General features: G+C 44.4%; 12 protein-coding genes and 1 pseudogene. 3 read left to right on the top strand and 10 right to left on the bottom strand.

What is annotated here, in order from left to right:
* Positions 1-215 precede the first annotated feature (215 nt).
* The 9 genes and pseudogenes from MKY42_RS17245 to MKY42_RS17285 form a co-directional block, all read right to left on the bottom strand.
* Entirely contained in the window at positions 216-2141 is a 1926-nt protein-coding gene (locus tag MKY42_RS17245) for an FtsX-like permease family protein (RefSeq protein WP_339843534.1), read from the bottom strand.
* Entirely contained in the window at positions 2119-2904 is a 786-nt protein-coding gene (locus tag MKY42_RS17250; RefSeq protein WP_339843536.1) for an ABC transporter ATP-binding protein, read from the bottom strand. Before MKY42_RS17250 ends, MKY42_RS17245 begins: the two co-directional genes overlap by 23 nt.
* A gap of 102 nt (positions 2905-3006) precedes the next feature.
* A complete protein-coding gene (locus tag MKY42_RS17255) occupies positions 3007-4044 on the bottom strand; it encodes a sensor histidine kinase (RefSeq protein WP_339843538.1) in 1038 nt (345 codons plus the stop codon).
* A gap of 12 nt (positions 4045-4056) precedes the next feature.
* Entirely contained in the window at positions 4057-4740 is a 684-nt protein-coding gene (locus tag MKY42_RS17260; protein ID WP_339843540.1) for a response regulator transcription factor, read from the bottom strand.
* Positions 4741-4900: 160 nt separating this feature from the next.
* Positions 4901-6949, bottom strand: coding sequence for a serine hydrolase (locus MKY42_RS17265; RefSeq protein ID WP_339843541.1), 2049 nt, complete (start codon positions 6947-6949; stop codon positions 4901-4903).
* Positions 6950-7226: 277 nt separating this feature from the next.
* Complete coding sequence (locus MKY42_RS17270; protein ID WP_090898725.1) at positions 7227-8186, bottom strand: L-threonine 3-dehydrogenase; 960 nt, start codon at positions 8184-8186, stop codon at positions 7227-7229.
* Between the two features lie 37 nt (positions 8187-8223).
* On the bottom strand, positions 8224-9414 hold the full coding sequence (locus MKY42_RS17275; protein ID WP_339843542.1) for a glycine C-acetyltransferase: 1191 nt from the start codon (positions 9412-9414) through the stop codon (positions 8224-8226).
* A gap of 712 nt (positions 9415-10126) precedes the next feature.
* A pseudogene (locus MKY42_RS17280) lies at positions 10127-10210 on the bottom strand (DNA-binding response regulator); the annotation flags it as partial.
* A gap of 110 nt (positions 10211-10320) precedes the next feature.
* Positions 10321-11085 carry a YheC/YheD family protein gene (locus MKY42_RS17285; RefSeq protein ID WP_256222074.1) on the bottom strand — a complete coding sequence of 255 codons (765 nt, stop codon included), beginning with the start codon at positions 11083-11085 and terminating at the stop codon, positions 10321-10323.
* A gap of 202 nt (positions 11086-11287) precedes the next feature.
* Here MKY42_RS17285 and MKY42_RS17290 point away from each other — a divergent pair, with 202 nt between their 5' ends.
* The 3 genes from MKY42_RS17290 to MKY42_RS17300 all read left to right on the top strand — a co-directional run bounded on the left by MKY42_RS17290 (position 11288) and on the right by MKY42_RS17300 (position 14202).
* Positions 11288-12097, top strand: a complete 810-nt coding sequence (locus tag MKY42_RS17290; RefSeq protein ID WP_090898737.1) for a DUF6492 family protein — start codon at positions 11288-11290, stop codon at positions 12095-12097.
* A gap of 17 nt (positions 12098-12114) precedes the next feature.
* Entirely contained in the window at positions 12115-13494 is a 1380-nt protein-coding gene (locus tag MKY42_RS17295) for a sugar phosphate nucleotidyltransferase (RefSeq protein WP_090898740.1), read from the top strand.
* Between the two features lie 507 nt (positions 13495-14001).
* Positions 14002-14202, top strand: coding sequence for a hypothetical protein (locus MKY42_RS17300; RefSeq protein WP_090898746.1), 201 nt, complete (start codon positions 14002-14004; stop codon positions 14200-14202).
* 573 nt (positions 14203-14775) lie between these two features.
* On the opposite strand, the gene MKY42_RS17305 is transcribed toward MKY42_RS17300, so the two are convergent.
* Positions 14776-15021: a hypothetical protein gene (locus MKY42_RS17305; RefSeq protein ID WP_339843545.1), complete on the bottom strand. Its 246-nt coding sequence runs from the start codon at positions 15019-15021 to the stop codon at positions 14776-14778.
* Positions 15022-15029: the final 8 nt, after the last annotated feature.

Consider the following 15029-nt stretch of genomic DNA (forward strand, 5'->3'; position numbering starts at 1 on the left):
ATTGAGAGTTTGCCAGTCCAAACTAATTTCCGCCATTCTTATCAGTACGTTTATACACAGCATAACGGTACCTTTCTATTTTGAAGGCAAACATCCTTAAGGTAATGGCAGTCCGCATATCACCCGTAAATAAAAAAAACGGATGCTCCGTCCTGAGTACTTGGAAGAGCATATCCGTTTCATTATGTATGGGGGATTTTGAGATTTCCCCGCTTTTACAATGCCTCTGCCACAACTTTTCGATAATAGCCTATAGTAAGAGCAGCAAACAACAAGTAAATCAAAGCATAAATGCACATTGCAACAGTTGCGGGAAATATGATATCCGTTAATATCAGTGTAGCAGCTGTTTTCACAGCAAAGATGGAATGAATTACACCAATGCCCAGCGGAATCGCAAATACATACAGCTGCTTGCGAACAATACCGCCCATGATTTCGCGCTCGCTGAATCCCAGCTGACGCAAAATCTTGTAGCTGCTCTTCTCCTGCTCCGCTTCTGTCATCTGCTTAAAATACAGAATACTTCCTGTCGCGATTAAGAATATAAGACCGAGAAAAGCTGCCGTAAAAATGATTAATCCGAACTTACGCATAGATTCTTCCGCATACGTATAAAAGTCAGGTGTGCTTTTTTCATTCTTTACGTATTTGGCGTACAAATTCGAAGCTGCCGCTTGATCACTTTTCATTTTAATCTGATATGTTATCATGGTGACAATATCTTCCTCTGCCTCCAAAAACAACTTTTCCCGAATGCGTTGCAATAGTGCCTCCGAAACAACCAATTGACGCCCACTTACAATAAAGTTCACGGCATAACGATCTATACTTCTGACGGCTTGAATCATGAAGCTGCGATTCCCTTTCTCTAGTTCAATAGTTAGCGGGAATGTCTCTCCATCCGTTTTCATTTCTAACGCATTCTTCTGTCCCTTGTACCAAATCGCTTCATCAAGTTGAGGCATAATAAATTCAGCATCCCTTTCCTGCAGCTGTTCCGCAGGAAGTAATAATATGGTATTTGGCTCTCCCGTTTTCTTATTACCAAAGGTACCTTTCAGCCTGACTGCTTCAATTGATCCCTTATGAAAGGCAATCCCTGCCTTCTCCAGTTCATTACGGAACGAAGTCGCTTCCTGCTCACTGCCTTGAAACATGAAATCATACGGCATCATAGCCCTGGATTCACGATCAACTGAATAATACAGTGAGTAGGCAACTGAACTCATCGTCAACGTCATGGCTGACAGGAGCGTGATCAAGGTGAGCGAATTGGCATTTTCTTTGAGCCGATGCATCATGGGAGCCAGCGACAAGCTGTTTTTTAAGCCAAGTTGTCCGTTCCTGCTTCTTCTAAACCGATAGAACAGCCAACCAATTGTAACCCGAAACAGCAAATAGGTTCCAAGTATCGTTGACGCGAGGATGATCACGATTTGCCTCAGTAAATGGTTGCCGGACAGCGTGCTGGAGAACCAGTAACCTGTTGCGATCAGGGCTATGCCGAGCAATCCCATCAAGGCTGACAGTGCCTGATTTGACTGTTTTGGCTTATCGATTTGCCGATCCTCCTTGAATAGTTCAAGCAGCGTTGTTCCGTGAACTTGCAATAACATCTGAACGATGGTCAGTCCGATTAATACAGTGAAAACATAGGCAGTTTGCATCGCGGCTGCGCCTGAAAATGTAAACGGAATGACTCCCTCTATACCAATCAGCTTCATCAAAACAAGCAGGAATAAACGCGACATGAGTGCACCAGCACCAATGCCTATGCCAAGCGCCCCCAACCCAAGAATTATATTTTCTAAAATGAGGAGCAGCATGACTTTATTCCTTGTCAGACCAATGAGCTGGTAAAGACCGATTTCTCTACTCCGCCGCTTAAAAAAAATAAGGTTCGCATAAAGTATGAAAATGGCTACAATGACGACCAACAAGAATGCTGATGCCTGGAATAAGGAGGCAAACTGGACATCCCCAAAAGTCGCTGCCAGGATTGATTTATCATTTTGTAAAGTGGCAAAGACAAAGTACAAGATCGCACTCATCATGAGAGCGAAAAAGTAAAGATGGTACTGTTTTATATTTTTACGCATGCTGCGGATGACCAGCTCAAACAATGTCAACGTTGTCACCTCCAAGCACTGCCTGTACATTCATAATGTCCTTGAAAAAAGTTTGCCGTGTTTTGCTGCCCCGATATAATTCGGAATATAACAAGCCGTCCTTCAAAAAGAAGACACGACTGCAATAGCTTGCAGCGACCGGATCATGCGTTACCATCATAATGGTTATATGGTCCTGACGATTTAACTCTTCCAATTTGCAGAGCATAGCAGAGGCTGCCTTTGAATCCAATGCGCCAGTCGGCTCGTCAGCAAAGACGATAGCAGGCTTGTGAATCAACGCCCGTGCTGCAGAAGTTCGCTGCCGCTGCCCACCAGAAATCTCATGCGGATACCGATGAGCAATGTCCTTGATTCTAAAGTGTGATGCCAGTTCCTCAAAAGCAGCTTCCGCCGCTGCTTTATTTGCCTTTCCGAGCGAGACGGGCAGCAGCACATTTTCTTTGACCGTCAGCGTGTCCAGCAAATTGTAATCCTGAAAAATAAAACCGAGCTTATTCCGTCTGAAAACGGCCAATTCCGCGCTCTTCATGGTGGAGATATCCGATCCCTCGACGATGATCCTACCTTCCGACGCTTGATCTATTGTCGCCAGTACATTGATCAGGGTGGATTTCCCTGAACCGGATGGCCCCATAATACCAATGAAATCCCCTTCCATAACACGTAAGTCGATGCCCTTCAACGCCTGCTGCATATTGCTCCTATAACCATAGGTTTTACGCACTTGCTGTGCATGGAGCATGGTTTTTTGTATACCTTGTGAATTCATATTGTTGGCCTCCTGCTCTAATCTAATGTTTATTATAGAGAGTCAGATGCAGCCCATCGCTCGATACAGATGACAAGTGGGATATCTAATGTGACATTATCGTCATGAAGGTAATCCATGTGCTTGAACATCCTGAAATGCATTTCGTCCCGTGAAGATCATGTCCATTTCCGTTCCTCTATCCAGCTGTGATCTTGCTGCCAACCGAATACCGATTTTACTCCCCACCGTCTGTGCCAGATAAAGTCCAAGCCCGGTTGCGGCATTTTGAAGTCTGCCGTTGTCGCCAGTAAATCCATGGTCAAATATGCGAGGCAAATCATGCGAGGCTATCCCTTTCCCCTCATCTCTCATTGTTAATCTCACATAACCTTCAGGAGTGATGGACGTGCTCATAAGGATCAACGATCCCTCCGGGCTGTATTGGATTGCATTGGTAAGCAATTGACGAATAACGAATCGGCACCATTTGCGATCTGTAGAAATGTACATTTCTGTTCCTTCAAACTCCACAGCAATATTTTTTTCCATACACCAGGAAGCCACTTCACGGACTTCCATGGAAATAAGTTTCTGAATGCCTGCATTTTCGAGTACAAAATCCGACTCCAGTGTGGGCAATCGGGAGATATACAGCTGTTGATCAATGAGCAGATGAATACGCAGCCATTCTGATTCTATGGTGCGGATGACAGGTTCGCTACGATTAGCTTCTATGACTAATTTCATCGCAGTGAGCGGTGCTTTGACCTCATGCACCCAGGCGGCTGTATACGCCTGCTCACCTGTTTGCGAGGTGAAATTGTCCGCAAGCTTTTGCCTGTGCAATTGCCCCACCGCCATTAGCAACCGATGGTTTACCACTTCGTTATGATAACGAGCATTCGGTAGTGCAGCCATCCAATCTTCTCCAATCTCCTTTGTCAGTTTTTCCAGTGATATCACGTAACGGGTCTCCTTCCGATAACGCCAGCCCAAAAAGACCATTGCGGATAACAAAAGTATCACGTTCAGATAAAGCAAAGCATCCAGACGGACAGCTATGCCATTGTCAAGCCAAATCAACAAATCTACAAATAACAGGGAAAGCAAATAAAATAAAATCCAGCTTATTCGATCGGACAGGTAGCGGAACAGCAAGGTATTTCCTCCCTAGCGTGTAGTTGCCATGTAACCAAGACCTTTTTTCGTTACGATAGCCTCCTCCAAATCAACCGCCATCAGTTTATGGCGCAGTCGTGTAATATTTGCAGTAAGCGTATTATCATTAACAAAACGTTCGTCATCCCACAACTTGCGAATCAGGTCATGACGTGAAATCACCGTGTCCTTCGCCTTGACTAACTCCACGAGTATGAAAAATTCATTCTTGGTCAACATCACATCCTGCCCATCTTTGCGAATCAAGCCGCGCTTCATATCGAGGATGGAACCGTTCCATTCCAGCAGTTCGGCAGCCTCATCCCCGTATGCATATGTTCTGCGAAGGATTGCCTGAATCCGGGCCATGAACACATCCATATGAAAAGGTTTCTGGATATAATCATCGGCCCCCATATTCATTGCCATCACCATATCCAGAGGATGATCACGCGAAGACAGAAACAGAATCGGCACTTTAGAAATCGCCCGAATTTCACGACACCAGTGAAAGCCGTCATACATTGGCAGCTGAATATCGATAATGACCATTTGAGGCTGCACAGCAACGAGGGTGCTCATAATATCGTCAAACCTTTCGGGTACAAAAACGTGAAATGACCATTGCTCCAATCGCTCTCTCAAGGATCGCAAGATAGCAGCATCGTCTTCAATGATAAAAATGTTCATATCCATTCGTAATTTCACTTCCCCTTCATTCCTTCTCTTCCTCACGCTCTTTTTATTCACCTAGCCACCTTCATCATTATAGTATCGGTCATTTGGTACTTACAATAAAACAGGAGAACCACTCTGAGGCGTGGTTCTCCTGTTTTATTGTACTCACTTAATGGGTTTATTCATTGGGCAACAGCATGGAGAATAACAAAGCGGCCATCTCCTGCTTGTTCATTGCCCGTTGTGATCCATAATCTATTCTGCCGTTTGATTCGGTTACCTCCGGTCCGTGCAGCTTCCATTTTATAGCGGAACTGACGGCTTCCACTGCCCATTCAGATGTACCTGGCGCCAGCACTGCTGTAGAATCCGCTTGCTTGATCCCGTTTCCCGCCAGCAATCGAAAGGCAATTACTGCTGCTTCCTCACGTAGAATCGGTCGATCTGGTTCAAATAACTCATTGCTCGTTCCAAGTAGCAATCCCGACTCAGCGGCCGCCTGAATATCCCCTCGATACTTTGAATGATCCATATCTTTAAACGAAGACGGGTTGACTGACGCTTGAATTCCCCATATCGCATTGAAAGCATGCACAAAGGCTCCCCGAGTGACGAGCTCCTGGGGCTCAAACAGGGCTGTTGGATCATCCGAGAGGAGATCCAGAGACTTCAGAGTAAAGATATATGAACCATAAGGATGATTTGCAGGCACATCTGGAAAGCTGTCCTGAACCTCCTTTAATTTGGTGGCATAGCTGAATAAATTCAAATATTTTAGATCAGTAACATGTCCATCCCCGTCTATTTTGAAAGCAAGTGGCTTGCCTTGCTCATCCACGAAAATGAGATCACCGACTTGCTTCAACTGATGCTGTTCGGTTACATCACTTACCGTCAGTGTTCCCTCGACTGCTGTCGCTTCAATTCTCGTCAGGAATCTGGTACGTAAGTCTGAGTATAATCCTTCAAACCTGGCAAGTGCCTCTTTCGATTGCGACTTAAAGCCCTTCTCTTCAAAAACAGTTGGGTGACCGGTAAAATAATGATCCATAAATGCAGCAAACAGGTCATTTCTTAAATCTGAATTGGCATTGTACGTCACAAAGACGCCTGTCCGGCTGTCTGGCAAGATCCATAAGAGTGAACTGTACCCTGCAATATCACCCCCTTTGGAAATCACGCGTTCCCCATTTGTTTTACTGGGCTCTATCGGGGATTCAAACCCATAGGTCATATCCGGAAAATCCGGATGGATAGCCACTTGATACGTAGACATTGCCTTTACCGAAGCAGGCGAAAGAATAACCTTATCATTAGCAGTCCGTCCGCCATTCAGAAAGGTTTGCATAAACAGAGACATATCGGAAGCAGTGGATATCAAACTCCCCTCCGGCCACTCGCGTGGAGACAAGTCATATGGTGGAAGTTCATTGTTCTCCGGATCGTAAGATTTTGCCATTCGTTCGGACAGTTCCTTTGTTAATGTGAAGCTGCTGGATTTCATGCCGATGGGTTCAAAAATATGCTTTTGCACGTAAACTCCGAATGGTTCTCCGCTGGCTTGCTGGACGATGTATCCGAGCAACCTTGATGCAAAGTTATCATACATGTAGGAGGTACCAGGCTCACGCACAACCTTAGGAAAGGCATCGAATATACTCTGTTTGAGCGAAACTGGCTTTATGGATGGATCAGTCACGTAACTGGCATCCGAAGGCTGAGTTGACTCAAAACCTGTGGTATGTGTCAGTAAATCTTCAATGGTAACAGGCGTTTGAAACGAATTATTAATTTTGTAATCATCCAAATACTTCTCAATGTTGTCCTGAAGTGAGATTTTACCTTGCTCCACGAGCTGCATGGCAGCAGCAGCCGTGAAAACTTTGGAGATAGAGGCAACCCGGAAAGTGGTCTCAGCAGCATCTATTGGCGAATTTGTCTGTTGTTCAGCAGCACCATACCCTTTGGACAAAAGCACCTTTCCATCCTGAACGATTGAAATGGCGACAGCACTGGCTTTTGATTTAATCTCTTCCTTAGCGAAAAAGGTATCCAGAAACGCCTTAACTTCCTTGGCATCTCTTGGTCCATTCGTATACACACCGACTTGTGGAGTCGACTGTTCCACATTGATAATTGGCTGCTGTGCATTCACAATGGCTTCCCCAGCTGTACTAAGCACCATAACTACAGCCAAAACGCCAGACATACGGCGTGCTCTTTTCATATTTTTATTCATTCCCATCCACTCCCTCATAGTTAAAATTTCTATCATTAGCGCAAGACGCACATACACACTTATTTTAGAATATCACTAGGAGAGAATCGCTTGATTCAGATGATAAATCAGACAGGAATGTTACATTGTTGTCACACAGACCACGGAAATGTCCGGGCTGGAGGGTCAAAAAGAAGCTGCAACAAAAGGTCCGGGTAACGCCAAACCTCTTGATGCAGCTTCTTTTGTATTTCAACTGGCTTTGCACAGCGAATTCATAATCACTTTAAGCCTTGCGAAGCATTTGTCTCTCGCTTAGCTGTGAAAGCATATCCTTCGTCATGGCCTTCAGGTCGTAGCGGGGAAGAAATCCCCATTCTGTTTTCGCTGCCGTCGCATCAATGGAATGCGGCCAGCTATCGGCAATCGCCTGTCTCTTCGGATCAACGTCATAATCGAGGATAAAGCCGGGAAACTCATCCCGAATCGCTGCAGCGATCGCCTCCGGATCGACGCTCATTGCGGTGACATTAAATGAATTTCGGTGCATCAACCGGGATGAATCCGCTTCCATCAATTCGATGATAGCATTCAGGGCATCCGGCATATACATCATGTCCATGTTTGTGTCCTTGGCGATATAAGATGTATACCGGCCAGCCGTCACGGCTGCGTAATAAATTTCCACGGCGTAATCCGTCGTTCCTCCGCCGGGAGGCGTCATATAAGATATCAAACCCGGGAATCGCAGCCCCCTCGTATCCAGGCCGTATTTGTGAAAATAATAATCACAAAGCAGTTCGCCGGACACTTTGTTCACACCGTACATCGTATTGGGCCGCTGGATCGTATCCTGCGGGGTATTGTCTTTCGGAGTCGAAGGCCCAAAAGATCCAATGGAGCTTGGAGTGAAAAATTGGCAGCCGAGCTCCCTGGATACTTCAAGTGCATTCATCAATCCGCCCATATTCAAATTCCAGGCAAGCAGCGGTTTCTCCTCAGCAGTAGCCGACAGCAGCGCAGCCAAATGGATGACGGTATCCACTTCGTACCGCTTGGCGATTTCGAACATCGCCTTATCATTCGTCACGTCCAGCAGCTCGAATGGCCCGGATCGGGTAATTTCGTGGGCTGATGACCTGAGATCCGTAGCAACAACGTGATCCACACCATAAATTTCACGTAATTTAACAACTAACTCAGAACCGATTTGGCCCAGTGCCCCAGTCACCAAAATCTTGTCCATAAGACATTCCTCCCGAAATATACTCCCGCGAATGCAGCTAAATCAGCTTCATTTCCTTGCCAACTTTCTCATAAACGGAGATCACCTGGTCGAGCATCTCCCTGGTATGGGCAGCTGTCGGCATGTTGCGTATTCTTCCCGTTCCTTTCGGAACCGTCGGAAACAGGATTGCCTTGGCGTAAACTCCTTCTTCATAGAGCCGTTTGCTGAACTGCTGAGTGGTTACTTCATCGCCAATGATACAAGGTGTGATTGGCGTTTCGCTTTGGCCTACATCATATCCAAGCTGGCTCAGGCCATTTTTCAAAGCATTGCCGTTCTCCCACAGCCTTTCGATCAGCTCTTTGTCATTCATCAAAATGTCGACAGAAGCACTGCAAGAAGCGATTACAGCCGGAGGTAGCGATGTCGAGAACAGAAACGGACGGCTTCTCAGCTTCAACCATTCGATCAGTTGTTTTTTACCCGCCACATAACCGCCGACAACGCCGATCGCCTTGGAAAGAGTACCAATTTGAAAGTCAATGCGGTCGGACAATCCAAAATGCTTCACGGTTCCCGCACCTGCTCCGAGAACGCCCGAACCGTGGGCATCATCCGCATAAGTAATCAGATCGAATTCTTCAGCTATTTTCACGATTTCGGGCAGCTTTGCTATATCACCATCCATGGAGAAAACCCCATCGGAGATGACCATAATTTTATGGTACTGACCGGATTCCTTGGCCTCTTTTGCCTTCTGTCTTAAATCATTCATATCCGAATGCTTAAAGCGAATCACCTTGGCTCTCGACAGGCGGCAGCCATCAATAATCGAAGCGTGGTTCAGCTCATCGGATAAAATCGCATCATGCTGGTCCATTACCGCGGATATAGCAGCCATATTGCAGTTAAATCCCGATTGATACACGATAACGGCTTCCGTTTTTTTGAAACGGGCCAGTTTTTCTTCAAGCTCAATATGAAGATCCATCGTACCATTAATTGTTCTCACAGCCCCTGCGCCTGCCCCGTATGTCTGCGACGCCTTAACTGAAGCATCAATCAGGCGGTAATCTGTTGCCAGTCCCAAATAGTTATTGGAAGACAAATTGATTAGGGACTTTCCGTCGATACGAATAACAGGACCATTTGCACCCTGCAGCGTATCAATGACGTTATATAGACCTTTAGTCTTTAGATCTTCGATGCTCGAACTTAAAAATTGGTCCAATGCTTGACTTGACATTCCATTCCCTCCTCGATATACGTATGTCCTCGTACAGGAGACATAGTATTCTTCAAAAAAACCTGTTATAAAAGGAATTAAACTAATTTCAATGTATCATCTTTTTTATTTATTGTACACATGTGGCGGACAAAAAATAAAAATATCCGCAAAAAAACATAGCGATTGCTTCCCCCATTCCCGGAAGCAATCGCTACTAAATCTTTGCTTATATCTTTTGCTGCTCGGAACTTCTTGTGCAGCCATTATTTCTTTTGCTTATTCCTTTAAATCAATCGATTTACCCCGGTTCAAACGGGATTCTTCCGCGGCAAACGCAATGAGATGACTCCGTACGGAAGCGCTTGCCGAGGTTAGGCTCTCCTGACCACTACAGTTCCATAGCTATAAACTCCTTAAGGTGCTAGCATTACCCATGCCAACAGCGCTGTTCGGATCATCATGTTCGCCTGTAGCAATAGCTGCCTCTTCAATATAATAGACACTCGTTTCTTTTGAAGAATGTCGACGCCATCATGCGATAAACGGGGGGCCGTGGAGTCGATGTCGTGTTCGACACCATCGGCGGCAACACATTGTCGCGCAGCCCGACACGCAAGTACTCCTTGAACGAAGCTAACAGGTTCTTGTCCCTCTACAATACTCAACACTAAGTCACTTTCTCTACTCACTACAGCATCTTTCAAAGGACCATCAAGAATAACTCCCAAAGCAACATCTTTTCCTCGAAAACTTGCGGCTGAATTGGCTTAATCAGATATTGAAAGGTGATGACATCGAAGCTCTCCACCATGTATTACGATGCATTATCAGACCCTAAAAGGCAGTTCAAGCTCAAAAGTCGCCATATTGGCGACTCTTGAGCTTGAAACCTTCTCCATCCATTCCTATGAAAAAACCGGTCTGTTATTCTGTTTTTTTGGGGAAAGCATGGCGGTAATATCGTATTACCTTGCGATACATCGTCTTATCCTTTAATTGATTGAATATAAATGGGTCCGGTTTGACATTTACCTCTATAATCCAGGGTTTCAGACTGTGATCAAGGCCGATATCCACACCGATTTGCATTAGATACGGGTACTTTTTTTTCATATGACGAGCTATGCGCAGGCTAAGCTCATTCATCTCCTGAACCAGTTTATTTCTGCGTTTTGTGGATGCATGCGATTGTAGCAGCTTGTGAATATCCATCGGTGTACCACCACTATGATAATTGGTTACGATTTTCTTTGGATGACCCAGTCGCCCTATGATTCCGGTAGCTTCCCAATGTTTGGTCGGGCTTAGCTGTATCATGACTCGGATGTCAAAACGTCTGTTATTGTGCTTAAGCAGATGGATTCCTCTCTGAATCAGATAACTTCTTTTATGCACCAAACGAGTCAGACTGCTATAAAACGATTCAAAGCTGTCAAACGTCAGGCGTTTTTGCTCTATCTGATAGACAAAATGTTGATGACTGTCCATCTCGGCCTTAATAACACCCATCCCGAAAGTACCTCTCTCGGGTTTGACATAGACCATTCCATATTTGCTGATCATGGATTTCAGATTCGTTTTGTTATATTTCTGTGTGTCGGGGATAAACGGTTTAATTGATTCATTATTAATGATCAATTTTGTTTTTAACCATTTGCTTCTTAACGGCTGCAATTTATCAACTCCCATGTCGTAAACTCTCCCTTCAGCCACCGCATCAAAGCTCGCTGTTTGATCAAGATCCTGCATGCATTATATGTAATACCGATAAAGGAACCCTCAACAAAAGCCCTATTCGTAAAAAATGTATATTTGCACATGCCCTGACCAAAACACTTTTGTACACATACCATATAATAAGTCATCACGATTTGTGCAAGGAGTTGAGAAGATGTCCGTCGAGCCTGGAATCCGGTTGAATAATGCGCCTAAGATTGATGTTCTTATACCAGCGATAGAGAAAGATTTGGCTACCCTTCCCCTCGTCATCAATAACATTCGCCGTTATGTAAAACATCCCATTGGAGGCATTTATATTGTTTCTCCGGTCAGCACCAAAATCAGAGAACTTTGTTCCCGTAAAAACTGTATTTTTGTTAATGAGCGATCCGTCCTGCCTATAACCAAAAACGAGATACACTACCAGTCCTCCCGATGGAATCGGTCAGGCTGGTTATATCAGCAGCTGCTCAAAATGAACGGAGATTCCATTGTGAAGGCAAAATACTTTCTAGTCATGGATGCGGATACCGTACTGATTAAACCTCATTCATTTCTTGTAGAAGGCAAAACAGTATTTTACTGCCGTGACTGGAGCCAGCCGGAATATTTCAATACCTACCGTAAGTTGTTAGGCATGAAAGCTCCGCGCCCGCGCTCTTTTGTCACCCATTATATGCTGTTCGACAAATCGAAACTCTCTGCCTTAAAACAGAAAATCGAAGCGGTTCATAAGCTGCCTTGGTACAAAGCGATCATCTCCAATATCAATAAGAAGAAGCAGTTTGGTTTCTCCGAGTATGAAACGTATGCCAATTTTATGTATACGAAGAACCCAGGCAGCATGGTCCTTAGAAGTTCCATGAATAAAAGTCTGAATGTGAACGCTTCTTCGTTAAAAGAGCAACAAATCCGTAATCTGGCTCTTAAATACCGTTCTCTTTCCTTTCATAAACGGAAAATCTATAGTAAAGCTCCCTGAGCTTAAGGAGGAAGCCCATGCATATCGTACTGCTGTGCGGCGGCTCTGGCAAAAGGCTCTGGCCGTTATCCAATGAGCTTCGCTCCAAGCTGTTCATAGATATACTTCCATCACCCGCTGGAGGTAGGGAATCCATGATCAGCAGAGTATGCCGCCAGCTTGACAGTTCATGCCTAACGGATTCAACGCTCATTATTTCACATCAGGATCAGGCTAATATTACGGCTCGACATACTCAAGGCAAAATACCAGTAATCGGGGAACCTTATAAACGAGGCACTTTTACTGCGGCGGCCTTAGCGACGTTATATCTGCAATCCTTCCGGATGGCCAAAGATGACGATGTGATCTGTATCGCGCCAGCTGATGTGTTCGCAGGTGAAGATTTTTTCAGCAACTTCCAATTACTGCCGGACATCTTAAAACATTCTCAAGCCGATATCGCTTTAATTGGGACAAGGCCTACACATGCTTCAGAGCAGTATGGATACATCCTGCCGGGTGGGGAAGAACGTAATGCTTATGCGCCCATAACACAATTTATAGAAAAACCCGAAGCCACTATTGCTGAAACTCTGCTACAACGTGGGGCACTATGGAACTGCGGTGTGTATGCGTTCACCGTCGAGTTTATGATATCCCATATTAAAAAAATGGGGCTGCCGGTTCATTATGATCAATTGTCGTCCCTGTATGAAGCGTTGCCTGAACGCAGTTTTGACAAGCATGTTGCAGAAAAGGCACAGCGGGCCGTAGTCCTGCCTTATAAGGGAGTATGGCAGGATATCGGAAGCTGGGATACGCTGTGCGCAGAGTTAGATTCCCATGTAATCGGACACGGTGGAATCTCGGGCTCTTCCTCCGATTCCTATATTATTAACGAGCTTCCCTACCCCATCCAAGTCATTGGCGTGCCAGGTATTATCGCTGCCGCAAGTCCGGACGGCATTCTCATTGCCAACAAAAATAATTCAAATGAAATTAAAGCGCAATTGGGCAACTTGCCATTAAAACCGATGTATGGTGAAGCAACCTGGGGCAGTTATCGTGTCATTGAGAGTTCGGTAGAAGATGAAAATACAACTGTAACCACATTAAACATAACCGTTCTACCGGGCAAACATATCGGGTTGAAATGGCACCGGGCAGGATGTAGAGCGTGGACGGTACTTGCAGGCAGCGGTCAATTGCTTATCAACGGACAGGTCACACAGATGACTCTGGGCACTCAGTTCGCGATGATCTCGGAGAGCGTCTATTCTATTTTCGCTGAAACCAGGTTGGTCTTCCTTGAAGTACAGATCGGCGAACCCGAGGATGAGAACAACCTCCTTTTTGAAGAAGAAGACTGGAATATAATCGTAGAACGTGCAGGATCGTATAACTATGGAGTGTAAATTGAATATTCAAATCTTAGCCCCGTCCATTCGTGGGGGCTATTTGCTTTGCGTATCGAACGAAACATGGGGTAAAACCAAATCTCAGTGTGCTAGGGAATATGTTCTTGTCCCTCGACATTTTTGTACATTGACATAAAGTTATTATATTCGGGTTGCTCATACATTCGCCTCTATTCTTAGAAATAAATGATTTCGAATTCAGTTTATCTATCTTTACATATGAAGAAAAAGCCAACATTTAAGCGCTGGCTTTTTATTATAAATCGTTTTAAACTTCTTCTTATCTGCTGCACGATCTCGCAGTTGAAGCTTTCCAGCCTAAATAAATGTCGCTTAAACTCGTTCAACAATTTTATGATTCGTTAATATGACTATTCACTCGATGAGATTGTTAGCCATTGTACTCGTTCAGTTTCTCCCAGACCCACTCATTTACATACCCTAACTCTTTAATTTTCAGGGCAGTCTCTTTAAATGGTGTAATATCCCCTGTGAGGTGATTTGATGAACAAGATTTTAGCGATCTCGATTTTGGGAATGGGTTTAACAGGTGCTGTTTTAATCATCTCAATTGCTCTGTTGTTTAACCCCCCAATAGGAAATGTGTTGAAGATGGTTACTGCTGCTTCAACATTATCTTTTATTATATTTGCTGTTTCGGCTGTGGTATTTCGTCGGCGATTAGATAATGAAAAAAGAGAGTAATTTATTTATACTTCCTCGATTTAGGACGAATGATGCCCAGTAGCAACCCTAACAATGTTTTTACTCAAGCAAAAAAAGCATCTCCTTCAGGAGATGCCTTTTTTGTGCTTATCTTCAGAAAATAATGAAATATATCTCCTCCAACAAGGTATTCTCCCCTACAAGCACCCGTGCCAGAAAATAGAATCTTCTGTTTTAAGATATATGTAGTTATAATACTGAACATAAGTGCTTATCCCAAGGTGATCTTCTCCATGAGAGTACCGATCGAATTTTATCTCCGAAATTACTAAATAAACAACCTCATTTATGTTGCTCTTTAGAAAAATCCTTCTTCAAATAAAAATAACTAAAAGAGCCCACCTAATACTTAGGTGGGCTCTTACTCCTATTTCCCGTATAACTTTTGGGAACGGATTCTCTTTGGAGTAACTTTAAATCAATGCGTAAGCGGAGAAAGTGCCGCAGTTACATCTCTTTCTTACTCATCTTTAAGAATCCAGTCGGTCAGTTCTTTGTCACAACATTGCGGTTCCTCGAACCTAAGTGGGACAATGTGCTTGTCCCTCGACACTAATAGTTAAAACATTCCTGCTCTTGTGATGTCTCTACTCCGGAATAAATATCGCCAAATGCAAACTCGATAATGTAGTTAGCAACATCAGGAGCGATATCTTGCAATGATTCGACTAGACGTTCTACTGCTCCGCCGCCCGCGCATACTGCTATTAATTTGTTCCATCCTAGTTGATAGCGTTCTGTCGTCATTGAGTATAAAAATGCTGAGATGAAGAGGTTCCACGGTATGGCAACAGCCAAGTACCCAG

The organism is Paenibacillus sp. FSL W7-1088 (assembly GCF_037969855.1).
In the GTDB taxonomy this organism is placed as follows: Bacteria; Bacillota; Bacilli; order Paenibacillales; family Paenibacillaceae; genus Paenibacillus.